The sequence below is a fragment of the Saccharopolyspora antibiotica genome, from assembly GCF_047200635.1.
In the GTDB taxonomy this organism is placed as follows: domain Bacteria; phylum Actinomycetota; class Actinomycetes; order Mycobacteriales; family Pseudonocardiaceae; genus Saccharopolyspora_C.
In genome coordinates, this window is the sequence record NZ_JBJZOI010000001.1 from 21,030 (window position 1) to 42,565 (window position 21,536).

A 21,536-nucleotide genomic window follows, 5' to 3' on the forward strand; every position below is an offset into this window, starting at 1 on the left:
GATCAGCGCAGCACGCCGACCGCGGCGCTGGTGGGGCGCGCCGCTGGGGCGTGCGGTTGGGCCCATGCGGCCAGCACGACGGTCACCAGGACCATCATCACCGTTCCGACAACCGACACGACAGTGCGGCTGCTGATCTGCATGGTTCGCGCCCCGCTCTTCTGGAGAAGTGGATCTGCTGCTGGAGGGGTGGCGGCGATCCCGGTGCCGGATTCCGCGCTCCTCCGCCCCGGAGGACCGGCCGCTGCCGAATCCGGTGGTGAGGAGGGGAACGCCGCCGAGAGCTCGACCGCCACCGAGCTTGTCGCCGCAAGCGGGCAATACGTTACGTGTCCGAAATATTCCCTGGTGGCGTGCGTCTCAGCTCTCGGAGGGGAATCCTTTCCCAACGCTGCTGCGAAGGGCTATCGAACAAACCGGACTTCACCGGAACGTGCGATCACTGCTCCCAAAATCCCTGCTGGTCCAGCTGGCGGATCAGTACCTCCCCGCTGCGCGCGAGGTGCTCGTGCATCGCCCGCCGCGCGGCTTCCGGGTCCCGGTTGTGCAGGGCGCGCAAGATGGCCCGGTGCTCCGGGCCGGTCGACTCGGTGAACCCCGCGGTGGCGCCCAGCATCCGGCGCGGCAGGTAGCGCGAGGTCAGCTGCACGAACCAGGCGAGCTTCGCGGACCCGGCGATGTCGTAGATCGCGTGGTGGAAGCGCAGGTCGAGCTCCGCCGCGTCCCCGATGCCGAACCGCCCGGCGTGCTCCAGCTCGGCCTGCACCTCCTCCAGCCCCGCCAGCTGACCGACGCTGATCAACCGGGCGGTGCGCGCGGCCAGCTCGCCCGCGATGGCGGCCTGGACCTCGCTGGTGTCCTCGATGTCCTGGCGGTTCAGCGGCAGCACGGTGAAGCCGCGGCGGGGTTCGAGCTCGACGAATCCCTCCCCGCGCAGCGCCAGCAGCGCCTCCCGCACCGGGGTGACGCTGACTCCGATCTCCTCGGCGAGCCGCTCCAGGTGCAGGTGCTGCCCCCTGCGCAGGCGTCCGGTGACGATCCGGTCGCGGATCCGGGAGGCCACCTCGTCGGAGAGCTGGGCGCGGGGTCGTCGGTGGGGGAGTCCTGCTCCGGGCATCGCTCTCTCGATCGTCGCCTGATTTCGATCGCCCCGGTCGATCGTGCTGGGGGTGCTCCCCGCCCCGGGTCGGGCGGAGCCGCTGCGAACTTGATACCAGGCCCGGTTTCCGGGCCGACCGCTGATCGTGCGCCGCGGGTATCGTCGCAGGACGTGGCCGTCGATCCAGCTCGTCCGATCCCCGACCCGGGGAGGGAGCTCACCCGTGCGCTGGCCGCGGCGCGGCTCGGGGACGCCGAGGCGCTCGCCGGCCGGTTGATGGCCGCGATCTTCACCGACAACCCGGAGTGGACCGACTACCGCCCGGTCCCGCGGGAGGACCTCTACGACGGCTGCCACCGCTACCTGCGCCGGGTGCTGGAGATACTCAGCGGTCTCGCGGGCGCTCCGGACGGCGACGACGTGGCCGCCGCGATCGGCCGCCGCCGCGCCGAGCAGGGCGTGCCGCTGGAGGTCATGCTGCGCACCTTCCGCCTCGGCGGGCGCATCGTCTGGGAGGCCATCGTCGAGCAGGCGCACGCCGACGGCGCGGACCCGGACGTGGTGCTGGGAGCGGCGACCTCGACCTGGACGGTGATCGACGGGCTGTCCTCCACGCTGTCCACCTCCTACCGCAACACCGAGCTGGAGCGGTTGCGCCGCGACGACCAGCGCAGGCACGCGCTCGTGGAGGACCTGCTCAGCGGCCGCGCGCGGGACACCGCCTTCGCGCAGCGGACCGCCAAGGAGCTGGACCTGCCCACCGGCGGTCGCTACCTGGTGGTGGTGGCGGAGATGCGCGCGGACGGCAGCTTCGCGCTCAGCGGCCAGCACGACGCGTTGGGCGGGGTGCACATCCGATCGGTCTGGCAAGTGCGCGCCGACACACTGGTGGGGCTGGTCGCGCTGGAGCAGCGGAGCGCGGTGGGCGCGCTGGACGTGCTGCGCCCGTTGGCCCGCGGGCGGGTCGCGGCCTCGCCGGTGGTGCGCGGGCTGGCGGAGGTGGGGCTGGCCCACCAGCTCGCGGTGACGGCGATGGGCACCGCCCCGCACGGCTCCGCGCAGTTGGTCTCGCTGGACCAGCGCTATCCGGAGGCGCTGCTCGTGCAGTCCCCTGAACTGGCACAACGCCTGCTGGACTCGCAGCTGGGGCCGCTGCTGGAGCTGCCGTCCAAGGAGCGCGACATGCTGCTGGAGACGCTCACGGCGTGGTTGGAGGAGAACTGCTCCACGGCGAACGCGGCGGTCCGGCTGCACTGCCACCGCAACACGGTGCTCAACCGGCTGCACCGGATCAGCACCGTGGTCGGTCAGCCGCTGCACGGGCGGGCCGCCTACGTGTCGCTGTCGCTGGCGCTGTCCGCACTACACCTGCGGGACGGTCTGCGCGACTGAATCGGCCGACGAATTTTTCGCGTTTTTCCGCGCGCTCGCGAAGCGTCCGGGTTTTCATCGACCCCGAAGGGGTAGGATCTCACCGTACGTGAGATTTGATCACCTGAGGTATCGAACGAGGTCGTGATTGTGCGAGGTGCACAGCTTCCGCGCGTGAAGTCTGGGCGGTCGCGCATAGCGCGGCAGTGGCCGCGCTCACGAAACTCTGAGTGAGAACCACCCGTTGTTCACCCGGCCGCTCACCCGCCTGGAGGCGGTGCCGTGCGGGCCCGGTGCGGCTCGAAGGAGCACATCGAAGTGCAGGAATACGACCTCCTCGTAGTGGGCGGCGGCCCCGGCGGCTACGTCGCCGCGATCCGAGCCGCGCAGCGCGGCCTGAACGTGGCCGTGGTCGAGAAGGAGCGCCCGGGCGGCGTCTGCCTGAACTGGGGCTGCATCCCGACCAAGGCGATGCTGCGCTCGGCCGAGGTCTACGAGACGGTGCTGCACGCGGCCGACTTCGGGATCCGCGCCGAGAACGTCGGGCTGGACTACGACGCGATCACCCGCCGCAAGGACGGGGTGGTCAAGGGCCTCACCGACGGGGTCGCGGGCCTGCTCAAGGCCAACGGCGTCACCGTCGTCAACGGGCACGCCCGCTTCACCGGTCCCACCACCGTCGACGTCTACGCGGTGGGCGAGTCGTCGCTCGGTGCGGGCGGCCCGCGCTACGCCGCCGAGCCCGCGGGTGATGAGCCGGTCGACCGGATCAGCGCGCGCGACGTGATCGTCGCGACCGGTTCGGTCCCGGTGCAGCTGCCGCTGCCGGGCGCGGAACTGCCCGGCGTGATCACCTCCGACGGCGCGTTCGGTCTCACCGAGGTGCCCGCCAAGCTCGCCGTGATCGGTGGCAGCGCGGTCGGCGCCGAGTGGGCGAGCCTGTTCAACGCCCTCGGCAGCGAGGTCACCATCATCGAGATGCAGTCGACGCTGGTGCCCGCCGAGGACGCCGAGATCGGCAAGGCGCTGGGCCGCTCCTTCTCGAAGCGCGGCGTGCAGGTGCTGACCGGCGCCACCGTGTCGAAGATCGAGCAGGGCGGGGACGCCGCGCTCAAGGTCTCGGTGGACGGCGCGAAGGTCTCCGAGGTCGACGCGGACGTGGTGCTGGTCGGCGTGGGCCGCAAGCCCAACACCGCGGCCCTGGACCTGGCCGCCGCCGGGGTGGAGCTCGACGGTCGCGGCTTCATCCAGGTGGACGAGAAGCTGCGCACCACCGTCGAGCACGTCTACGCGATCGGCGACGTCACCGGCAAGGCGCTGCTCGCGCACGTCGCCTCGCACCAGGGCGTCGTGGCCGCCGAGACCATCGCGGGACACCACGCCTCGATCGACTACGACGTCATCCCGGCCGCGACCTTCACCCACCCGGAGATCGCCAGCGTCGGGCTCACCGAGCAGCAGGCCAAGGACGCCGGGCACGAAGTCGTGGCCGTGAAGTTCCCGTTCGCCGCGCTGGGCCGCGCCCAGACCTTCGGCGACACCGAGGGCTTCATGAAGATCGTGTCGGGCGCGCAGTACGGCGAGGTGCTCGGCGTGCACGTGCTCGGCCCCTCCGCCAGCGACCTGATCACCGAGGGCGCGCTGGCGATCACCTTGGAGGCGACGCTCGACGAGCTCGCCGAGACGATCCACGCCCACCCGACGCTCGGCGAGATCGGCATGGAGGCGGCGATGACCGCGCTCGGGCTGCCGGTGCACGTCGCGCCGCCGAAGAAGCGCTGACCAACCCGTTCTCGTCGCACCGAAAGGGTTCCGCCATGGCTGAGACCGCGACCCGCACCAAACCCGCCACCCGGGCGAAGTCCCGCCGCAGCACGGCGAAGTCGGCGAAGACCGGGCCGTTCTCCGGCGAGTCGGAAGAGCTGCTGCGCGGGTACTTCCAGCAGATGACGCTGATCCGCCGCTTCGAGGAGCGCGCGGCGCAGGGCTACACCCAGGCCAAGATCGGTGGCTACTGCCACCTGAACCTGGGTGAGGAGGCCACCGTCGTCGGCCTGATGTCGGCGCTGCGCAAGACCGACCTGCTGTTCACGAACTACCGCGAGCACGGCTACGCGCTGGCCAAGGGCATCGAGCCCGGCCGCGTGATGGCCGAGCTCTACGGCCGCACCACCGGCACCTCGAAGGGCTGGGGCGGCTCGATGCACATGTTCGACGTGGAGGCCGGGCTGCTCGGCGGCTACGGCATCGTCGGCGGGCAGATCCCGCTGGCGACCGGTGCGGCGCTGGCGATCGACTACCGCGGCGGCGACCAGGTCGTGATGTGCCAGATGGGCGATGGCACCACGAACATCGGGGCCTTCCACGAGGCGCTGAACATCGCGGCGCTGTGGAACCTGCCGGTGGTGTTCGTGGTGGTGAACAACTTCCTCGGCATGGGGACCACGGTCGAGAAGTCCTCGGCGGAGTCGGAGCTCTACAAGCGCGCCGCCGCGTACCGGATGCACGGCGAGCGCGTCGACGGCAACGACGTGCTGGCCGTCCGCGACGCGGCCACCCGCCTGGTGGAGCGGGCCCGCGAGTCGGGCGGACCGGCGCTGCTGGAGGCCGTCAGCTATCGCCTCAAGGGGCACTCGGTGGTGGATCCGGCCAAGTACCGCAGCGAGGAGTCGGTGCAGGAGGCCCGCGACCACGACCCGGTCGCGAACTTCCGGACTCGGCTGATCGAGGCCGGGGTGCTCGACGAGGACGGTGCGCAGGACGTCGAGCGGCGCGCGCAGGCCGACGCGGACGCGGCGGTCGCCTTCGCCGACGACAGCCCGCACCCCGAGGTCTCGACGCTGTTCGACTACACCTACGCCACTCCGGTCGCCAACGACTCGCGTCGGCTGCCCGCCGACCCGGTGTTCTGACCGAGCTCCACACCTCTCTCGCCGCCGCGCGGTGCCCGGCCCGATCGGCCGGGCACCGGCGGCGCACGTCTTCAGGAGAACGACTCTTGGCCCTCATCACCTACCGCCAGGCGCTGCACGACACCCTGCGCGACGAGATGCTCCGCGACGACGACGTCTTCCTCATCGGTGAGGAGATCGGCGTCTTCGAGGGCTCGTACAAGATCACCGCTGGGTTGCTGCAGGAGTTCGGCGAGAAGCGGGTGCGGGACACCCCGATCGCCGAGGAGGGCTTCGTCGGGGCGGCGGTCGGTGCCGCGATGCTGGGGCTGCGCCCGGTCGTCGAGCTCATGACGATCAACTTCTCGCTGGTCGCCCTGGACCAGATCGTCAACCACGCGGCCAAGATCTACGGCATGTTCGGCGGCCAGACCAGCGTCCCGATGGTGCTGCGCACCCCCGGCGGCGGCGGTCAGCAGCTCGGCGCGACGCACTCGCAGAACATCGAGCTGTACTACGCCTTCGTGCCCGGCCTGAAGGTCGTCGCGCCGAGCACGCCCGCGGACGCCAAGGCGTTGCTGCTGGCCTCCATCCGGGACGACGACCCGGTGCTGTTCCTGGAGAACCTGGCGCTCTACAACACCAAGGGCGAGGTCCCGGACCACGTCGAGCCCGCCGAGATCGGCAAGGCCGCCGTCACCCGCGAGGGCAGCGACATCACGATCATCGGCTACTCCCGGATGGCGGGCGTGGCCACCCAGGTCGCGGAGAAGCTGCACGACGAGGACGGGATCAACGCCGAGGTCGTGGACCTGCGCAGCCTGCGTCCGCTGGACCGCGAGACGATCGTGAACTCGGTGCGCAAGACCGGGTGCGCGGTGGTCGCCGAGGACGACTGGCTGACCTACGGCATCGGTGCGGAGATCGCCGCGTCCATCTCGGACGGTGCGTTCGACTACCTGGACGCTCCGGTGCGCCGGGTCGCGGCCGCCGAGGTCCCGCTGCCCTACGCTAAGCCGCTGGAGCGGGCCGCCCTGCCCTCCGCCGAGTCGCTGACCACGGCGGTGCGCGAAACGCTGGACGCCGTCGGCCGCCGCCGCTGAGCCTGACGTGGTCGTGCGTTCGGGTCGGACCCCGGGAGCCACGACGAGCCGGTTCACCAAGAGATCTTGAGAGTTCCCGAGGAATGTGCAGATGACTGAGATCCAGATGCCCCGCCTGTCCGACACCATGGAGGAAGGCGTCATCGCCACCTGGCGCAAGAAGGTGGGCGATTCGATCGAGCGCGGCGAGGTCGTCGCGGACATCGAGACCGACAAGGCCATCATGGAGCTGGAGGCCTTCGACGCAGGCGTGCTGGAGAAGCTGCTGGTCGAGGAGGGGCAGACGGTTCCGATCGGCACGCCGATCGCGGTGGTCGGCGACGGTTCGGGGTCCGCGGCGGAGTCCGCCGCCCCGGCCGCGGAGAAGCCCGCCGAGCCCGCCGCCGAGCCGGCTGAGTCCGCCGAGCCGGCCGAGCCCGCCGCTCCGGCCTCGCCCGCGGAGGGTTCCGCGGCCACGACGAACGGCGGCTCGGTCGCCGAGGGCACCCGGCCGAAGGCGTCGCCGCTGGCCAAGGCCGTCGCGAAGGACCTCGGCGTGGATCTCGCCTCGGTGCGGGGGACCGGCCCCGGCGGCCGGATCATCCGCGCCGACATCGAGGCCGCGGCCTCCTCCGCACCGGCCGAGGCTCCCGCCGCTCCGGCCCCGGTGGCCCCGGCGGCCCCGCAGGTGGCGACTCCGGCGGACGCCGAGGAGGTGCCGCTGAGCAACATCCGCAAGGTCACCGCGAAGCGGCTCACCGAGAGCAAGCAGCAGGCGCCGCACTTCTACCTGACCAGCGCGATCGACGTGACCGAGCTGGTGGCGTTCCGCGCGACGCTCAACGAGCGGCTGCAGGCCGCGGGCGGCCCGAAGATCAGCATCAACGACCTGGTGGTGAAGGCGGTCGCGACCGCGCTGCGCGCGAACCCCGCGGTGAACGTCTCCTTCGGCGGCGACAAGCTGATCAAGCACAAGCGGGTCAACCTGGGCGTCGCGGTGGCCATCGAGGACGGCCTGATCGTCCCGGTCATCCCGGACGCGGACCGCAAGAGCGTCTCGGAGATCGCCACCGAGGGCCGCGAGAAGGCCGGGCGCGCTCGCGAGGGCAAGCTGAAGCTGGACGAGATGTCCGGCGGCACCTTCACCATCTCGAACCTGGGCATGTTCGGCATCGAGCAGTTCTCGGCGGTGATCAACCCGCCGGAGGCCGCGATCCTGGCGGTCGGCGCGGCCAAGGACGAGCTGCAGCTGCGCGACGGCGAGGTGGTCGCGCGCACGATCCTGCGCGTGACGCTGTCGGCCGACCACCGCGCCATCGACGGCGCCGTGGGCGCGGCGTTCCTGCAGCAGTTCACCGCCCTGCTGGAGGACCCGCTGCGCATCATCGCCTGACCCGCACGCCCACGCGGCCCGCCCGCCCCCGTACCGGGGCGGGCGGGCCGTCGTGCGTTTCCGGTCGGTCGGTTCCGCCGGGTCCTGGTGGAACCGGCTCAGGCCGTGGCCCCCTCCGCCTCGGTGACCAGGAAGTGGGTGATCAGCGGGGTCACCTCGATGTCGGCGAAGGGCCAGATCGGCAGGTCGGAGAGCACGTCGTGCAGCTCCTCGGCGTCGGCCGCGATCCAGACCCCGACGTTGGCGCGCTCGCCCACCAGCGTCCAGAAGCGCTTGATCACGCCGCGGGCCAGCGGGAGGACTTCGCCGTGCAGGTGGGTCCGTCGACGCTCAGCCACCACGTGAAGTCCTTGCGGGAGGCGGGCCTGGTGCGCTGCCGGTTCGAGGGCACCCGCTGCTTCGTGTCGCTGCGCGCCGACGTGCTGGACCGCTTCGCCACCGCTCTCGGCGGTGTCCTCCGGTCCCTCGCCGAGGAACCCGTCTGAGGCCTCCCCGGGCGCGACCTGCCTGTTCGGCTCGGTGCCGACTGCGTTCACCACGCCGGGGCCGCAGCATGGGGCGGGGTGCTAGCGGGGGAGGAATGCGATGACCGGACGGCTGGAGCGGACCGCGGCGTGGCCTCGGCTGCGGGTGGACGAGTGGGCCGACACGCGCGACACGGTGCAGCTGTGGACGCAGATCGTGGGCAAGGTGCGGCTGGCGCTGGCGCCGCGGATCAACCACTGGTGGCAGTCCGCGCTGTACGTCACCGCGCGCGGCCTGAGCACCTCGGCGGTCCCGCACGGCGGCGGGGTGTTCGACGTCGAGTTCGACTTCTGCGAGCACGTGCTGCGCATCCGCACCGCCGACGCCGAGCGGCGGGTGCTCCTGGAGCCGAAGCCGGTCGCCGCGTTCTACCGGGAGACGATGGCCGCGCTCGACGAGCTGGACCTGACGACCCGGATCCACCCCGCGCCGAACGAGGTGACCACGGCGATCCCGTTCGACGAGGACGCCGAGCACGCCTCCTACGACGCGGGCAGCGCGCACCTGTGGTGGCGGCAGCTCGTCGCCGCGCACCGGGTGTTCAGCCGGTTTCGCGGGGAGTTCCTCGGCAAGGCCAGTCCGGTGCACTACTTCTGGGGCGCGATGGACCTCGCCGTCACCCGGTTCTCCGGCAGGCCCGCACCACCGCACCCCGGCGGCGTTCCGAACTGCCCGGACGAGGTGATGATCGAGGGCTACTCGCACGAGCTCAGCTCGTGCGGCTTCTGGCCGGGTGGCGGCGAGGAGGGGCTGTTCTACTCGTACGCCTACCCGGAACCCGCCGGGTTCCAGGAGTACGCGCAGGTGCCCGCGCTGCGCGAGCGGGCCGAGCTGCCGGAGGCCGCGGGCTACGTGCCGGAGCTGGGGGAGTTCGCCCTCGACTACGAAGCGGTGCGCACCGCACCGGACCCGGACGACGTGCTGCTGCGCTTCCTGCGCGCCACCTACGCGGCCGCCGCCCGGGCCGGGGCCTGGGATCGCGCCCTCCTGGAATCCCGGTGAGCCGTCAGGCCGGCAGGGCCCCGTCGATCATCGGGGCCAGTCGCTCCAGCGCGAACGGGATGCTGGTGGCGGTCGCCGAGCCGAGCGCCATCGTCAGGTCGTAGTCGTCGAGCAGCAGCAGCCCACCGCGCCGGGCCGCGGGCAGGTTGTTCAGCAGGGGATCGGCCCGCACCGCGGCCACGTCGGTGGGCTTCGCGGTGGTCACGATGACGACGTCGGCGTCGAGCAGCGAGACCTGCTCCTTGCTCACCTTCACGTTGAACTTGCCCCCGCTGTCCAGCCCGTCGATCGCGGGGGACAGCCGCAGCCCGAGCTGCTCCAGCAGCGCGGTGCGCGCGTCCTGCTTGGTGTACGCGGCGTAGGTGCCCGCGGAGTCGGTGCGGACGGTGACGTGGGTGCGGCCCTCGAACCGCCGGTGGGCCTGGCGGGTCCGGTCGATGGCGGCCTGGGTCTCGGCGATGAGGCGGTCCGCCTCGGCGCGCTTCCCGAGCGCCTGGCCGATGATCTCGGCCTGCTGCCGCCAGTTCACGCCGTAGTCGATGGTCCCCGGCGGCTGCGCCACCGTCGGCTTGAACGCGCTGAGCCGGTCGTACTGGTCCTGCGTCAGCGCGCTCTGCACGCCGAGCACCAGGTCCGGCATCAAGCTGATCACCGCTTCGACGTCCACCTCGCTGGCCAGCTGCTCCGGCTTCGAGCGCAGCAGCGGTTCCACCCACGGGCCCACCCCGGAGGCCCACGGCCCCCAGGGCGTGAGCCCGGCGGGCTGCACGCCCAGCGGCAGCAGCACGTCGTGGTCGGTGATGCCCAACGACACGACCTTGCCGGGGGCGGCGGGGATCTCGGCGGTGCCGAACTTGTTCGGGATCCGGACGGGGAAGCCGGGCCCGGCGGCCTGGCCGGAGGGGGCGGGTGACCCGCCCGCGCAGGCGGTGAGGCCCGCGGCCAGCAGGCCGGTCGCCCCCACGAGGAAGCCGCGCCTGCCCAGTCGAGTCCCGAGGGCGGCCCCGCGCGGGGGAGTTCGGTCAGCTGTGGTCATCAGGCATCCTTCATCCGAAGCAGGTCGAGCGAAGGCTAACCTAACAAAGCGGGACGGTCTCGTGGTGTGAGTTCGTTCGCACGCCGCTCAGTCGTCGACGAGTTCCCGCCGGGCCCGGGCGGTGCGCCGGGAGGGCTGCACCGAGTCGAGCTCCGCGTTGACCGCGGCGCCGAGCAGCACCGCGAACGCCGTGACGTAGAGCCAGAGCAGCACGCCCATCGGCGCCGCCAACGCGCCGTAGACCGGCGAGCGCTCGATCGTGACGTCCAGGTAGATCCGCAGCGCGAAGCTGCCGCCGAGCCACACCAGCATCGCCAGCACCGCGCCGGGCAGGTGTTCCAGCCACGGCGCCCGCAGCGGCAGCGACAACGAGTACAGCGTGCACAGCGAGGCGATCGAGCCGATCACGATCACCGGCCAGTACAGCGCGAACACCACTGCCGCGGCCTGCGGGAACCAGCCCGCGATCACCGAGGGGCCGACCGCCAGCAGCGGCAGCAGCACGATCCCGCCGAACAGCGCCAGCGTGTAGAGCAGCACCGACATCAGCCGTTGCCACACCACGCCGCGCTGCCCGCCCAGGCCGTAGACCACGGAGATCGTGTCGATGAAGACGTTCAGCGCGGCCGAGCCCGACCACAGCGCGAGCACGAAGCCGATGGAGATCACCCCGGCGCGACCGGAGCTGAGCACCTCGTCCAGCACCGGTTGCAGTAACCCGTCGATGGCCTGCTGGGACAGCACCGCCGAGGCCCCGCCCACCAGCGCCTCGCGCACCGCGGCGATGGTGCCCTCGCCGAGCACGTCGGCGAGGTAGCCGAGCGTGCCGACCAGGCCCAGCAGCACCGGTGGCATCGAGATGAGCGTGAAGAACGCGGCCTCCCCGGCGAGCCCGGTGAGCCGGTGCCGCCCGCTGGTGAGGATCGTCTTCTTCGTCAGCAGCCACAGACCGCGCAGTTGCCGGTTGCGCGGTTGCGCGTACCACAGCCGCTCGGCGAGCGACCTCCGCGCTGTCGACACGTGATCCCCTTTCGGCTCGGCGTCGCGGGACGCGGAGTCGTGATCCATCCGATGTGCGTCGAGCGCTCGCCGTGACGCGAAGGTGGTCCAGGTCACGAAAACGGTGGATGGGGAGGAGTGATGCGGTCACGGGCGGTGAAATCGGGTCGGTACCGTTTGCCGCAAGATCCGTCGTTCCTGGAGCAGCATGAAGAACTTCCTCGCCGGGGCCCGCACGCTCGGCACCGGTTTCGGCCTCATCCTGCGGTCCCCGCGACTGCTGCTGATCGGCGCGATCCCGGCGCTGCTGAGCGCTGTGCTGCTGCTGGGCGCGCTGGGATCGCTGCTGTACTTCAGCGGGGACCTGGTGGCCGCGGTGACGCCGTTCGCCGATGGCTGGAGCGACTGGCTGCGCCAGGCCTTCCGGTTGATCGTGGGCGTGGCGCTGGTGGGGGCGGCCGCGCTGCTGGCCTCGGTGTCGTTCATCGCGCTCACCCTGCTCATCGGCGGCCCGTTCTACGAGCACATCGCGGAGCAGGCCGAGCAGCGGCTGGGGCTCGACACCAGCGACGACGGCGCCGGGGTCGCCCGGCAGATCGGCCGGGGCGTGCGGGACGCGCTGAAGCTGGTGCTCATCGCGGTGGTCGGCGCGCTGGTGCTGTTCGCGCTCGGATTCGTGCCGGTGCTCGGGCAGACCGCGGTACCGGTGCTCGGGGCCGTCTTCGGCGCCTGGGTGGTCGCCCTGGAGATGGTGGGCCTGGTGTTCCAGCGGCGCGGTCTGGACGTGCGCGATCGGCGGCGCGCGCTGGCCGGGAACAAGGCGAGCACCCTCGGCTTCGGCCTGCCGACCTACCTGTTGTGCCTGATCCCGGTGGCGCAGCTCGTGGTGATCCCCGCCGCGGTCGTCGGCGGCACCCTGCTCGCCCACCGCTGCTTGGACGAGAAGACCTCCTGACCTCGTCCGAGGGTCGGCCCCGCTGACCCGGACGTGTGCCGGAGGCCCACCCGGGCGGCTTACAGTGCGGGAATGACTGCTCCCACCACGCCCGACGGCGCGTACCTGGCGAAGGTCGCCGCCGCCACCGAGCGGGCCGTCGCCACCGCGGAACCGATCAGCTCCGAGTTCGACGGCGCCCCCGAGCCCGTCCGCGCCCGCGCCGAGCGGTGGCTCGACGAGCACGCCGCGCGGCTCCTCGCGCTGAGCCACGACCTGCACGAGCACCCCGAGGAGGGCTTCGCCGAGCACCGCTCGGTGGCCGCCGCGGCGGGCCTGCTGCGCGAGCAGGGCTTCGAGGTGCGGGTCGGGGTGGGCGAGCTGCCCACCGCGCTGCTGGCGAGCACCGGCACCGGCGGGCCGCACGTGGCGGTGCTGGCCGAGTACGACGCGCTGCCCGGGGTGGGCCACGCCTGCGGGCACAACATCATCTGCGCGGCGGGCACCGGCGGGTTCCTCGGTGCCGCCGCGGTGCTCGGCGAGGTCGGCGGCAGGCTCAGCCTCATCGGCACCCCGGCCGAGGAGGGCGGTGGCGGCAAGGAGCTCCTGGCCCGAGCGGGGATCTTCGACGACGTGGACGCGGTGCTCATGCTGCATCCGTTCTCGCACGACGTGGCCACCCACCCGTTCCTGGGCCGCAGGCAGCTCGACGTCGTCTTCCACGGCATCGCCGCACACGCCTCGGCGCAGCCCTTCATGGGTCGCAACGCGCTGGACGCGGTGGTCGCGACCTATCAGGGTGTGGCGGCGCTGCGCCAGCACGTGCCCTCCGGGGACCGGGTGCACGGCATCATCACCGACGGCGGGCAACGCCCCAACGTGGTGCCGGAACGCGCCGCCGCCCAGTTCTACGTCCGCTCCGCCGATGCCGATTCGCTGCGGGACCTCGCCGCGCGCATCGAGCGGATCGCCCGCGGTGCCGCCGAGATGACCGGTTGCGGCGTGGAGCTGATCTGGGACCGGCAGCACCCGTACCTGCCGATCCGGCACAACGACGCGCTCGCCGCCCGCTGGGCCGGGCACCAAGCGCGGCGCGGCCGCACCTCGTTGCCGCGCGGGGTGGTCCCGGAGTACCTGACCGGTTCGACGGACCTGGGCAACCTGAGCTTCCGGATGCCGGCGATGCACCCGATGATCGGGCTGGAGGACCCCGGACTGTCCCTGCACACCTCGGGTTTCGCGACGGCGGCGGGCTCGGCGGCCGGAGACCGGGCGGTGCTGGACGGGGCGGTCGGGCTGGCGCTGACCGCGGTGGACTACCTCGCCGACGAGCGGTTGCGCGCCGCGGTGCGCGCGGAGTTCGAGGACGCGGGCGGCGCCGTCGACGTCCCCGCCTTCTTCGACTGAGCCCGCTCCCCGGGCGGCCGCCAGGGGAGCGGCGGCCGCCCACCTCACCCGGCGGGGTGAGGCCGGCGGGTGGGCGCTGCGTACGATCGGCACCCGCCCGATCGCGACCTACCCCGAGGTGCCCGCCGTGGACGAACTGGTCAGAAGCTGGAGCGCCCAGCTGCTCGACTCGGGGTCGGCGCTGACCCTGCTGCTGGGGCTGGTCGCGCTCGGCCTCGTCCTGAACCGGGGGAGCTGGCTGCTGCTGCGCAACGTCGTGACCATCGCCCACGAGGGCGGGCACGCCGTGGTGGCGCTGCTGAGCGGCCGGACCCTCAACGGCATCCGGCTGCACTCCGACACCTCCGGGCTCACGCTCTCCACCGGCCGACCCACCGGGCCGGGCATGGTGTTCACCCTGTTCGCCGGGTATCCGGCGGTGTCGCTGCTGGGCCTGGGTGGTGCGGCGCTGGTGTCGTTCGACCAAGAGCGGATCGCGCTGTGGGCGGCGATCGGGCTGCTGGCGGTGATGCTGCTGGCCATCCGCAACGCCTACGGCGTGCTGTCGGTCGTGGTCACCGGCGGGGCGCTGTTCGCGGTGTCCTGGTTCGCGACCCCGCAGTGGCAGGCGGCCTGCTGCGTGCTGGTGAGCTGGTTCCTGCTGTTCGGCGGCCTGCGCCCGATCGCGGAGCTGCGCGGCAAGCGCACCGGGGGCCGGGCGCCGAGCTCGGACGCCGATCAGCTGGCGCGGCTCACCCGGTTCCCGGCGGCGGGCTGGCTGGGCGTCTGGTTCCTCATCGGCGGCGCCGCGCTGCTCCTCGGCGGTCGTTGGCTGCTGCTCATCCCCCAGCTGTAGCTCGGGCCCGCGGTGGACGGGGCGGTGCCTTGCCTCGACCCGGCCCGGTGCCGCAGCATCAGCGCGTGACGATCAACGAGGTTCTCGACCTTCCCGGCGTGCGCCCGGTGCGCCGCACCGGATTCGGCGCCATGCAGCTCGCGGGTCCCGGGGTGCTCGGGCCGCCCGCCGACCCGGACGGGGCGAAGGCGGTGCTGCGCCGCGCCGTGGAGCTGGGCGTCGATCACATCGACACCAGCGACTTCTACGGCCCGTGGACGGTCAACGAGCTCATCGCCGAATCGCTGCACCCCTATCCGGAGGGGTTGGTGCTGGCCACCAAGATCGGTGCCTACCGCGACCGGCAGGGTGCTTTCCTCCCGCTGGGGCATCCGGACGCGCTGAAGGCCCAGGTGCACGACAACCTGCGCAGGCTGCGGGTCGACGTCCTCGACCTCGTGTACCTGCGGCACACGGTCGATCGCCCGGGGATCACCGTGCAGGACCAGCTCGGCGCGCTCGTGGAGCTGCGCGAGGAAGGTCTGCTGCGGGGCATCGGCCTGTCGAACGTGACGCTGGAGCAGTTCGAGCAGGCGCGGGAGGTGACCCCGCTGGCGGCGGTGCAGAACGCCTACAACCTGCTGGATCGCGGCTGCGCCGACCTGCTGGACCACGCAGCGGGCCTGGGAGTGCCGTTCGCGCCCTTCTTCCCGCTCGGCTCCGCCTTCGTCGCCGATTCCGGGGTGCGCGGCGGTGAACTGGTGCGGTCGATCGCGCGCCGCCACGAGATCGAGCCCACCCAGGTGCCGCTGGCGTGGTTGCTCCGGCGGTCGCCCGCGGTGCTGCTGATCCCGGGTACCTCCTCGATCGAGCACCTGGAGAGCAACTGCTCGGCCGAACGGGTGGAACTGGCGGACTCGGAGATCGCCGAGCTCGACGCGCTGGTCGCCGAGGGGCAGGCGGTCGAACGGGCCGGGTGATCCTCACCCCGCCCGACGGGGGAAGGTGATCACGAACGGGGCAAGTTCGGGGACGTGATCAAGGGAGTGGACGGTGCTCCGCGTACAAGACTTCACCCAGTAGTCTTGCGGACACGGGGAGACGTTCGGGGACCGATGGGGCGCGGTGACACCGGCGGCCGCGAGGCCGTCGGGACAGGCGCCCGCTCCGTGGTGACCGGCCATCTCGCCTGGGCCGGCGCGAAGTCCGCCGGCGTGGTCGACGGACAGGTGAACTGAGCATGGGAGATTCCCTGGACCCGGGCAGCGTGGCCGGGGCGCAGGAACCGGCCGGATGGCGCGTCGCTCTGGCCGCGCGGTGGGCGCAGCGGTTGCTCGACTGCTCGCCGGAGATCCGGTTAGCGGCCGCCGAACTCCAGCGCGAGCTCGCGAAGCTCGTCGACGAGCTCGCCGACGCGCTGCAGAACCCGTCGAAAGCCGAGGAGTCCGGCCGCGTGGTGGGGGAGCGGCTCGTCGAGCTGCGCGCCACCGGGGATCACAGCCTTCCCTGCACGCTGGAGCTGATCCGGGAGTGCGTCGTCGGCGAGTCCGGGGTCGGGGCGGTGGGACACCTGCTCCAGCTGCTCACCTCGATCGCCGCGTCGTACTCCGCCGCCGACCGGCAGCGCGCCGAGGTCCGCCAGCGCAGCACCACCCAGGCGCTGCTGCGCGCCGATCGCGAGCGCAAGGCCAGCGACGCCCGGTTCCGCGAAGTGTTCACCAGCACCCCCATCGGGGTCGCGATCTGCGACCTGAAGGGCAGGTTCGCCGAGGTCAACCCGGCGCTGACCGGCATCCTCCGGCACCGGGAAGCCGACCTGCTCGAGATGACGATCCACGACCTCTTCCACCCGGAGGAGGCCGCCTACCTCAACGCCGCCTACGCGGAGCTCGCCGAGGGCGGCCCGGGCCAGCGACTCCGGGAGCGCCGCAGGCTGCTGCGCGCGGACGGCGAGCAGGCCTGGGCCTACCTGGCGGTCTCGCTGCTGCGCGACGCCGACGGGGAACCGAAGCACATCGTCACGATGGTCGAGGACATCAGCGACCTCTACCTGCTGCAGGAGCGCATCCAGTACCAGGCGCTGCACGACGCGATGACGGGGCTGGCGAACCGGCAGTACTTCCGCACCAGGCTGGAGGCCGCGCAGGGGAACTTCCCGTCGGACGGCGTGCTCACGCTCTACCACCTGGGGCTGGACGGGTTCGAGCTGATCAACGACGGGCTCGGGCACGAGACCGGGGACAAGGTGATCCGCGCCGTCGCGCACCGGCTGGAGCAGCTCGTCGAGAACGAGGAGGCCCTGGTCGCTCGCTTCGGCGGCACCGAGTTCGCCATCCTCATCAGCGAATCCCCGCACACCCCGGCCATTCCGGAGTTCGCGGCGCTCATCAACGAGGAGCTCTCGGAACCGATCTACGTCGGCGAGCACGGCATCGCCACCACCGCGAGCATCGGGGTGGTCCGCTGCACGGTCGCCGAGGCGGATCCGGCGAGCATGATGGGCGCGGCCGACGTGGCGCTGCGCCGCGCCGAGATCGCGGGCGCGCGGCAGTGGGAGCTCTACGACCCCGACCTCGCCCCGGACGAGCGGTCCGAGGCGAAGCTGGCGGCGATCATGCCCGGCGCGCTGGAGCTCGGCGAGTTCGAGGTCTGCTACCGGCCCGTCGTCGATCTGGCCTCGCGCGGCCTGATCTCGGTCGAGGCGCGGCTGCGCTGGAGCCCGCCGGGCCACGAGGTGCTGGGCCACCGCTCCTGCCAGGAACTCGCGGAGCGGTCCGGGGTGACGCTCGCGTTGCGCGACTGGATGCTGCGGACCGCCTGGGAGCAGGTGGCGCAGTGGCACCGCGGCGGGCAGCGGGTCTGCTTCCTGGTCGAGCTGAGCGGCAACCAGTTCCGCGACCCGGACCTGGTCGCGCTGGTGCGCTCGGTGCTCGACGGCGGTGGCCTCGCCCCGGGCTGGATGCACCTGGCGCTGCCGGCCGACGCGGTGCTGCGCGCCTCCGAGGAGCTGCTGGAGAACATCGACGTGCTGCGCTCGATGGGCGTGCGCGTGCTGCTGCACGGCTTCTCGGGTTCCGCGCAGGAGCTGCGGGTGCTGCGGCGCGTCCCGGTGGCGGGCGTGCGGCTGGCGGATGAGCTGGTCGAGCTGGTGCACACCTGCGCCGAACCGGAGGACCCGGCGGTGCGCGCGGTGCGCCAGCTGATGCCGCTGATGCACGACAGCGGCGTCAAGATCTGCACCGGCGAGGTGCGCGACGAGCAGCAGGCGCGGGGCTGGGCCGAGGCGGGCTGCGACTTCGCGCTCGGTCCGCTGTTCGGGGAACCGCTCGCGGCTTGGGACGCGCACCAGGTGCTGCGCGCCTTCGAGGAACCGCGCTCACCTCTCCACGACCACGACTGACCCGGGACCGCCCGGTGGCCCCGCCCGCGCAGCGCGAGCGGGGCCACCGGCGCCGGTGATCAGTCCGCGTGGACCGGCTGGGTCTGCGGGTTGAACTCCTCGTAGCGGACGTCCTTGGCCGGGTCGGTGCGCGGGTCGTTCAGCGCGAGCACGTCCAGGCCCTCCTGGATGCCGCTGGAGTAGATGTGGCCGTTGTAGTAGTACGCCGACCACGATCCCGCGAGCTCCAGCTTCCCCGGGTCGAACGGCGGGCGGTCGAAGTGGGCGATCTCCTGCGGGTTCGCCGAGTCGGTGAAGTCCCACACCGACACGCCGCCCTGGTACCAGGCCTGCACCATGATGTCGCGGCCCGGAACCGGGATCAGGGAGCCGTTGTGCGCCACGCAGTTCTCGGTGTCGGCCTGGTCGCGGGGCAGCTTGTAGTAGCTGCGGAACCGCAGCTCCAGGTCCGAGCCGGTGCCGGTGATGTCGTAGACGCCGTCCGCGCCCCGGTGCGGGCCCACTCGCGGGTTGCAGGTCGCGGCCGCGCCGCCGCCGAGCTCGTCGGTGAACACGACCTTCGTGCCGTCGTTGTTGAAGGTCGCGGAGTGCCAGAACGCGAAGTTCTCGTCGTCGCGGACCCGCTCGGTCACCCGCGGCTTCGCCGGATCGGAGATGTCGAACAGCACCCCGTCTCCCATGCAGGCCCCTGCGGCGAGGTCGCGCTCCGGGAACGCGGTGATGTCGTGGCAGCCGGTGGTTTCGCTGACGCCACCGGGTGAGCCCGGGTTGCCGCCGTCCGGGAAGAGCACCGGGGCGTCGACGAGCTCCGGCGAGTCCGGCGCGGCCAGCGGCACCTTGACGATGGAGATCTTGTCGTGCGGCGGCTGGCACGCCGGGAACTCCGGTGCCGGCCCGTAGGAGGAGATGTAGAGGTACACCGCCTCGCCGGCTTCGTCCGGCACGAGCGTGTGGGTGTGCGAACCGCAGTCCGTGGCGATGGCCGAGACGTAGCGGGGTTTCGCCGGATCGCTGACGTCGAAGACCTTCATGCCCTCCCACGCCCGCGGGTCCGCGGCGGTGGTCTCCTCGCTGGTGCAGGTGTCGTTGGTGCGGGGGTAGTCCGTGGAGACGAACAGCAGGTTCCCGGAGATCGACACGTCGCCCTGCCCGCCGGGGCAGGCGACCTGGCTGACGATCCTCGGCCGCCGCGGCGTCGAGATGTCGTAGACGACGACGCCGTCGTAGTTGCCCACGAAGGCGTGGTCGCCCTGGAACGCGATGTCGGTGCCGAATGCGTCGAGGTTGTCGAACGGAGCCTGTTTCGGCAGGTTCGCCAGGTGCTCGATGTTCGGGCTGTGCTCGGGTTCCCCCGGCTCCGCCCGCAGCGAGGCGCCGGAGGTGTCCTCCGGGTGCTCGTGCGGCGGCGTCGCCGAGGACGGTGGTGCGAACACCACGCCGAGCAGCAACGGCACGGTCGCGGCGAGGACGCCCGCGGCTCGTCTTCTGGTGCGCTGACCGGTACGCGAATTCAAGCCCATCACCCCAAGCCGGCCGGCTCCCCGGCCGTCGTTCTGGCAGCGGTTACCCCGACCGCGTTCGATCAGTATCTTGTAGCGACGTGGTGGGGCCAATAGGCCGAGTCGGTCGTACCAACATGTGAAATTCCCGTTGGCACGGCTGGGAAAAGGGGGCGTGGTGCCGGTTCTGTGGCGGGCGGCGGGTCGTCGCGGTGCGGTCGTCGCGGGCTGGTGCGCGCTGGCGGTGCTGCTGGTCGCGGGCTGCGGTGGGGGGACCACCGAACCGCGGCCGGAGTCGGCTCCGGTGGTCCTGCCGGGCGCACCGGGCGACGAGCCGTCCGTGGTCCCGTCCGTACCGGGCGGGCGGTTGTCGGCGGCGGAGCCGGGGCGGGCCGAAGCGGACTACGTGCGGATGATGATCGTGCACCACGAGCAGGCGGTGCTGATGACGGATCTCGCCGAGACGCGGGCGCGGGACGCGCGGGTGCGCTCCCTGGCGGCCCGCATCGGCGGCGCGCAGCCGGTGGAGATCGGGGCGATGCGCGGCTGGCTCGACTCCCGCGGCGTGCCGCCGGAGGAGGCGTCGGAGCCGGGCCACCACGGGGGCGGGCACCGCGCGGACATGCCGGGCATGGCGACCCCCGAGCAGCTCGCGGAGCTGGCGGCGGTTTCCGGCGCGGAGTTCGACCGGCTCTTCCTGCGGCTGATGACCACGCACCACGAGGGCGCCGTGGCGATGGCCACCGACGTGCTCGCCGCGGGCCGCGACGAGCGGGTGCACGAGATGGCCCAGGACGTGCTCGTCACCCAATCCGACGAGATCGCCACCATGCGCGGCCTCGCCGCCGACGTCTGATCCCGGCGCGAAGCGGCCCGGGTTCGGCGCGCCGGGCCCCGATGCCACATGATCAGATGATGGCACCGAACGAGATCGACCAGTCCGACGAGCTGTTCGCCGCGTGGATGCGGGAGAACCTGGACCGCGCCGCCGAGCACTTCGAGGTGTCGGTGGTGGGTGAGCCGGTGTTCGGGTGGCGGTCGCGGTCCATCGGCGCGGCGGTGCTCGGTCCGGCGGGGCCGCGCTGGCTGCGGCTGGCGTCCGAGGAGACCCGGTGGGCCGAGGGGGATTGGTGGACCGGCAACGCCGACGCCAACGCGATCACCGGGGTGCGCAAGCCCCGGGTGCTCGGCGTCGTCGAGTGGGACCTGGAGGACGTGCGCAGGCAGCGGGGCGAGTTGATGACCTTCGTTCCGGGGCGGCGCTGCTCGGAGTCGGACGTGCTGCGAGCGGAGCTCGACCTGCCCGCCGAGTGGTGGGACGAGCTGCGGCGCACCACCGAGGTGGTGCGCGCGGTCCCCACCCAGCGGATGCGCCGGGACGAACCGCACATCCGGCGCGCCGTGCGCGAGAAGTTCGGCGTGGAGCCGGACCTGGCGGAATGGGAGACGGCGCACGGCGACCTGCACTGGGCGAACTTGCTGGAACCCCGGTTCGGGTTGCTGGACTGGGAGTTGTGGGGGCGCGCTCCGGCCGGTACCGATGCCGCCACGTTGTACTGCTACTCCCTGCTCGCCCCGCGCACCGCGGAGCGGGTGCATCGGACCTTCGCCGACGTGCTCGACTCCGACCCGGGGCGGACGGCGCTGCGCTACGCCGCTGCCCGGGCCCTGCACCGCGTCGACATGGGCGACCACCCCGACCTCGCCGAGCCGCTGCACGAGCTGGTGGCCGGCCTGCCCTGAGCGGGCCCACCGGCCGTCCGCGGGCTCAGTGCAGGAGCTTCAGCCCGATCACGCCACCCACGATCATCGCCAGGAACAGGACCTTGAGCACCGACACCGCTTCCTCCCCGGTCGTCATCGCGTAGGCGACCGTGAGCACCGCGCCGATGCCCACCCACACCGCGTAGGAGGTGCCGACCGGCAGGTCCCGCATCGCGAACGCGAGACCGCCCATGCTGGCGGCGAGAGCGGCGAAGAACACGACCGTCGGCCCGAGGCGGCTGAGTCCTCCGGACTTCCCCAGCGCGGTGGCCCACACCGCTTCCAGCACTCCGGAGAGAACGAGCACGAGCCACGACATC

21 protein-coding genes are annotated in these 21,536 nt (G+C 72.2%); 14 read left to right on the forward strand and 7 right to left on the reverse strand.

Going from position 1 to position 21,536, the window contains the following annotated elements; translation table 11 throughout:
* Nucleotides 1-2: 2 nt before the first annotated feature.
* The gene (locus ACL03H_RS00110) at nt 3-143 is read right to left on the reverse strand and encodes a hypothetical protein (protein WP_412808922.1); all 141 of its coding nucleotides are present in this window, start codon (nt 141-143) and stop codon (nt 3-5) included.
* A gap of 296 nt (nt 144-439) precedes the next feature.
* Complete coding sequence (locus tag ACL03H_RS00115; protein ID WP_412808923.1) at nt 440-1,117, reverse strand: GntR family transcriptional regulator; 678 nt, start codon at nt 1,115-1,117, stop codon at nt 440-442.
* Nucleotides 1,118-1,270: 153 nt separating this feature from the next.
* Here ACL03H_RS00115 and ACL03H_RS00120 point away from each other — a divergent pair, with 153 nt between their 5' ends.
* The 5 genes from ACL03H_RS00120 to ACL03H_RS00140 all read left to right on the forward strand — a co-directional run bounded on the left by ACL03H_RS00120 (nt 1,271) and on the right by ACL03H_RS00140 (nt 7,836).
* A complete protein-coding gene (locus ACL03H_RS00120) occupies nt 1,271-2,491 on the forward strand; it encodes a PucR family transcriptional regulator (protein WP_412808924.1) in 1,221 nt (406 codons plus the stop codon).
* Nucleotides 2,492-2,788: 297 nt separating this feature from the next.
* Entirely contained in the window at nt 2,789-4,252 is a 1,464-nt protein-coding gene (gene lpdA / locus ACL03H_RS00125; RefSeq protein WP_412808925.1) for a dihydrolipoyl dehydrogenase, read from the forward strand.
* 35 nt (nt 4,253-4,287) lie between these two features.
* On the forward strand, nt 4,288-5,382 hold the full coding sequence (gene pdhA, locus ACL03H_RS00130) for a pyruvate dehydrogenase (acetyl-transferring) E1 component subunit alpha (protein ID WP_412808926.1): 1,095 nt from the start codon (nt 4,288-4,290) through the stop codon (nt 5,380-5,382).
* Between the two features lie 86 nt (nt 5,383-5,468).
* Nucleotides 5,469-6,464 carry an alpha-ketoacid dehydrogenase subunit beta gene (locus tag ACL03H_RS00135; protein WP_412808927.1) on the forward strand — a complete coding sequence of 332 codons (996 nt, stop codon included), beginning with the start codon at nt 5,469-5,471 and terminating at the stop codon, nt 6,462-6,464.
* 91 nt (nt 6,465-6,555) lie between these two features.
* Nucleotides 6,556-7,836 carry a pyruvate dehydrogenase complex dihydrolipoamide acetyltransferase gene (locus tag ACL03H_RS00140; protein WP_412808928.1) on the forward strand — a complete coding sequence of 427 codons (1,281 nt, stop codon included), beginning with the start codon at nt 6,556-6,558 and terminating at the stop codon, nt 7,834-7,836.
* A 98-nt stretch (nt 7,837-7,934) separates the two neighbouring features.
* On the opposite strand, the gene ACL03H_RS00145 is transcribed toward ACL03H_RS00140, so the two are convergent.
* Nucleotides 7,935-8,174 (reverse strand): muconolactone Delta-isomerase family protein, encoded by a 240-nt coding sequence (locus tag ACL03H_RS00145; protein ID WP_412808929.1) that lies wholly within the window; start codon nt 8,172-8,174, stop codon nt 7,935-7,937.
* Between the two features lie 3 nt (nt 8,175-8,177).
* On the opposite strand from ACL03H_RS00145, the gene ACL03H_RS00150 reads away from it, so the two are divergent.
* The gene (locus ACL03H_RS00150; protein WP_412808930.1) at nt 8,178-8,321 is read left to right on the forward strand and encodes a hypothetical protein; all 144 of its coding nucleotides are present in this window, start codon (nt 8,178-8,180) and stop codon (nt 8,319-8,321) included.
* A gap of 100 nt (nt 8,322-8,421) precedes the next feature.
* Nucleotides 8,422-9,363 (forward strand): DUF5996 family protein, encoded by a 942-nt coding sequence (locus ACL03H_RS00155; protein ID WP_412808931.1) that lies wholly within the window; start codon nt 8,422-8,424, stop codon nt 9,361-9,363.
* A gap of 4 nt (nt 9,364-9,367) precedes the next feature.
* Here the strand turns inward: ACL03H_RS00155 and ACL03H_RS00160 are convergent, their stop codons facing one another.
* Both ACL03H_RS00160 and ACL03H_RS00165 read right to left on the reverse strand, forming a co-directional pair.
* Nucleotides 9,368-10,399: an iron-siderophore ABC transporter substrate-binding protein gene (locus ACL03H_RS00160; protein WP_412808932.1), complete on the reverse strand. Its 1,032-nt coding sequence runs from the start codon at nt 10,397-10,399 to the stop codon at nt 9,368-9,370.
* 87 nt (nt 10,400-10,486) lie between these two features.
* Nucleotides 10,487-11,419, reverse strand: a complete 933-nt coding sequence (locus ACL03H_RS00165) for a YihY/virulence factor BrkB family protein (protein WP_412808933.1) — start codon at nt 11,417-11,419, stop codon at nt 10,487-10,489.
* 187 nt (nt 11,420-11,606) lie between these two features.
* On the opposite strand from ACL03H_RS00165, the gene ACL03H_RS00170 reads away from it, so the two are divergent.
* From ACL03H_RS00170 to ACL03H_RS00190, 5 genes are all read left to right on the forward strand, one after another.
* On the forward strand, nt 11,607-12,353 hold the full coding sequence (locus ACL03H_RS00170) for an EI24 domain-containing protein (protein ID WP_412808934.1): 747 nt from the start codon (nt 11,607-11,609) through the stop codon (nt 12,351-12,353).
* A gap of 72 nt (nt 12,354-12,425) precedes the next feature.
* Entirely contained in the window at nt 12,426-13,739 is a 1,314-nt protein-coding gene (locus ACL03H_RS00175) for a M20 family metallopeptidase (RefSeq protein WP_412808935.1), read from the forward strand.
* 127 nt (nt 13,740-13,866) lie between these two features.
* Complete coding sequence (locus ACL03H_RS00180; protein WP_412808936.1) at nt 13,867-14,574, forward strand: M50 family metallopeptidase; 708 nt, start codon at nt 13,867-13,869, stop codon at nt 14,572-14,574.
* A gap of 65 nt (nt 14,575-14,639) precedes the next feature.
* On the forward strand, nt 14,640-15,533 hold the full coding sequence (locus ACL03H_RS00185; RefSeq protein WP_412808937.1) for an oxidoreductase: 894 nt from the start codon (nt 14,640-14,642) through the stop codon (nt 15,531-15,533).
* Nucleotides 15,534-15,793: 260 nt separating this feature from the next.
* Nucleotides 15,794-17,953: a putative bifunctional diguanylate cyclase/phosphodiesterase gene (locus tag ACL03H_RS00190; RefSeq protein WP_412808938.1), complete on the forward strand. Its 2,160-nt coding sequence runs from the start codon at nt 15,794-15,796 to the stop codon at nt 17,951-17,953.
* A gap of 59 nt (nt 17,954-18,012) precedes the next feature.
* Here the strand turns inward: ACL03H_RS00190 and ACL03H_RS00195 are convergent, their stop codons facing one another.
* Nucleotides 18,013-19,467 (reverse strand): LVIVD repeat-containing protein, encoded by a 1,455-nt coding sequence (locus ACL03H_RS00195; protein ID WP_412808939.1) that lies wholly within the window; start codon nt 19,465-19,467, stop codon nt 18,013-18,015.
* 163 nt (nt 19,468-19,630) lie between these two features.
* Here ACL03H_RS00195 and ACL03H_RS00200 point away from each other — a divergent pair, with 163 nt between their 5' ends.
* Nucleotides 19,631-20,308, forward strand: coding sequence for a DUF305 domain-containing protein (locus ACL03H_RS00200; RefSeq protein ID WP_412808940.1), 678 nt, complete (start codon nt 19,631-19,633; stop codon nt 20,306-20,308).
* A gap of 59 nt (nt 20,309-20,367) precedes the next feature.
* Nucleotides 20,368-21,195 carry an aminoglycoside phosphotransferase gene (locus tag ACL03H_RS00205; protein WP_412808941.1) on the forward strand — a complete coding sequence of 276 codons (828 nt, stop codon included), beginning with the start codon at nt 20,368-20,370 and terminating at the stop codon, nt 21,193-21,195.
* Between the two features lie 25 nt (nt 21,196-21,220).
* Here the strand turns inward: ACL03H_RS00205 and ACL03H_RS00210 are convergent, their stop codons facing one another.
* Nucleotides 21,221-21,535 carry a DMT family transporter gene (locus ACL03H_RS00210; protein ID WP_412808942.1) on the reverse strand — a complete coding sequence of 105 codons (315 nt, stop codon included), beginning with the start codon at nt 21,533-21,535 and terminating at the stop codon, nt 21,221-21,223.
* Nucleotide 21,536 lies beyond the last annotated feature (1 nt).

Bases quoted from the DNA above. Each gene is read 5' to 3' on its own strand.
- ACL03H_RS00110 (WP_412808922.1), bottom strand. From the start codon at position 143: ATGCAGATCAGCAGCCGCACTGTCGTGTCGGTTGTCGGAACGGTGATG.
- ACL03H_RS00115 (WP_412808923.1), bottom strand. From the start codon at position 1,117: ATGCCCGGAGCAGGACTCCCCCACCGACGACCCCGCGCCCAGCTCTCC.
- pdhA (WP_412808926.1), top strand. From the start codon at position 4,288: ATGGCTGAGACCGCGACCCGCACCAAACCCGCCACCCGGGCGAAGTCC.
- ACL03H_RS00140 (WP_412808928.1), top strand. From the start codon at position 6,556: ATGACTGAGATCCAGATGCCCCGCCTGTCCGACACCATGGAGGAAGGC.
- ACL03H_RS00155 (WP_412808931.1), top strand. From the start codon at position 8,422: ATGACCGGACGGCTGGAGCGGACCGCGGCGTGGCCTCGGCTGCGGGTG.
- ACL03H_RS00160 (WP_412808932.1), bottom strand. From the start codon at position 10,399: ATGACCACAGCTGACCGAACTCCCCCGCGCGGGGCCGCCCTCGGGACT.
- ACL03H_RS00170 (WP_412808934.1), top strand. From the start codon at position 11,607: ATGAAGAACTTCCTCGCCGGGGCCCGCACGCTCGGCACCGGTTTCGGC.
- ACL03H_RS00175 (WP_412808935.1), top strand. From the start codon at position 12,426: ATGACTGCTCCCACCACGCCCGACGGCGCGTACCTGGCGAAGGTCGCC.
- ACL03H_RS00190 (WP_412808938.1), top strand. From the start codon at position 15,794: ATGGGAGATTCCCTGGACCCGGGCAGCGTGGCCGGGGCGCAGGAACCG.
- ACL03H_RS00205 (WP_412808941.1), top strand. From the start codon at position 20,368: ATGGCACCGAACGAGATCGACCAGTCCGACGAGCTGTTCGCCGCGTGG.
- ACL03H_RS00210 (WP_412808942.1), bottom strand. From the start codon at position 21,535: ATGTCGTGGCTCGTGCTCGTTCTCTCCGGAGTGCTGGAAGCGGTGTGG.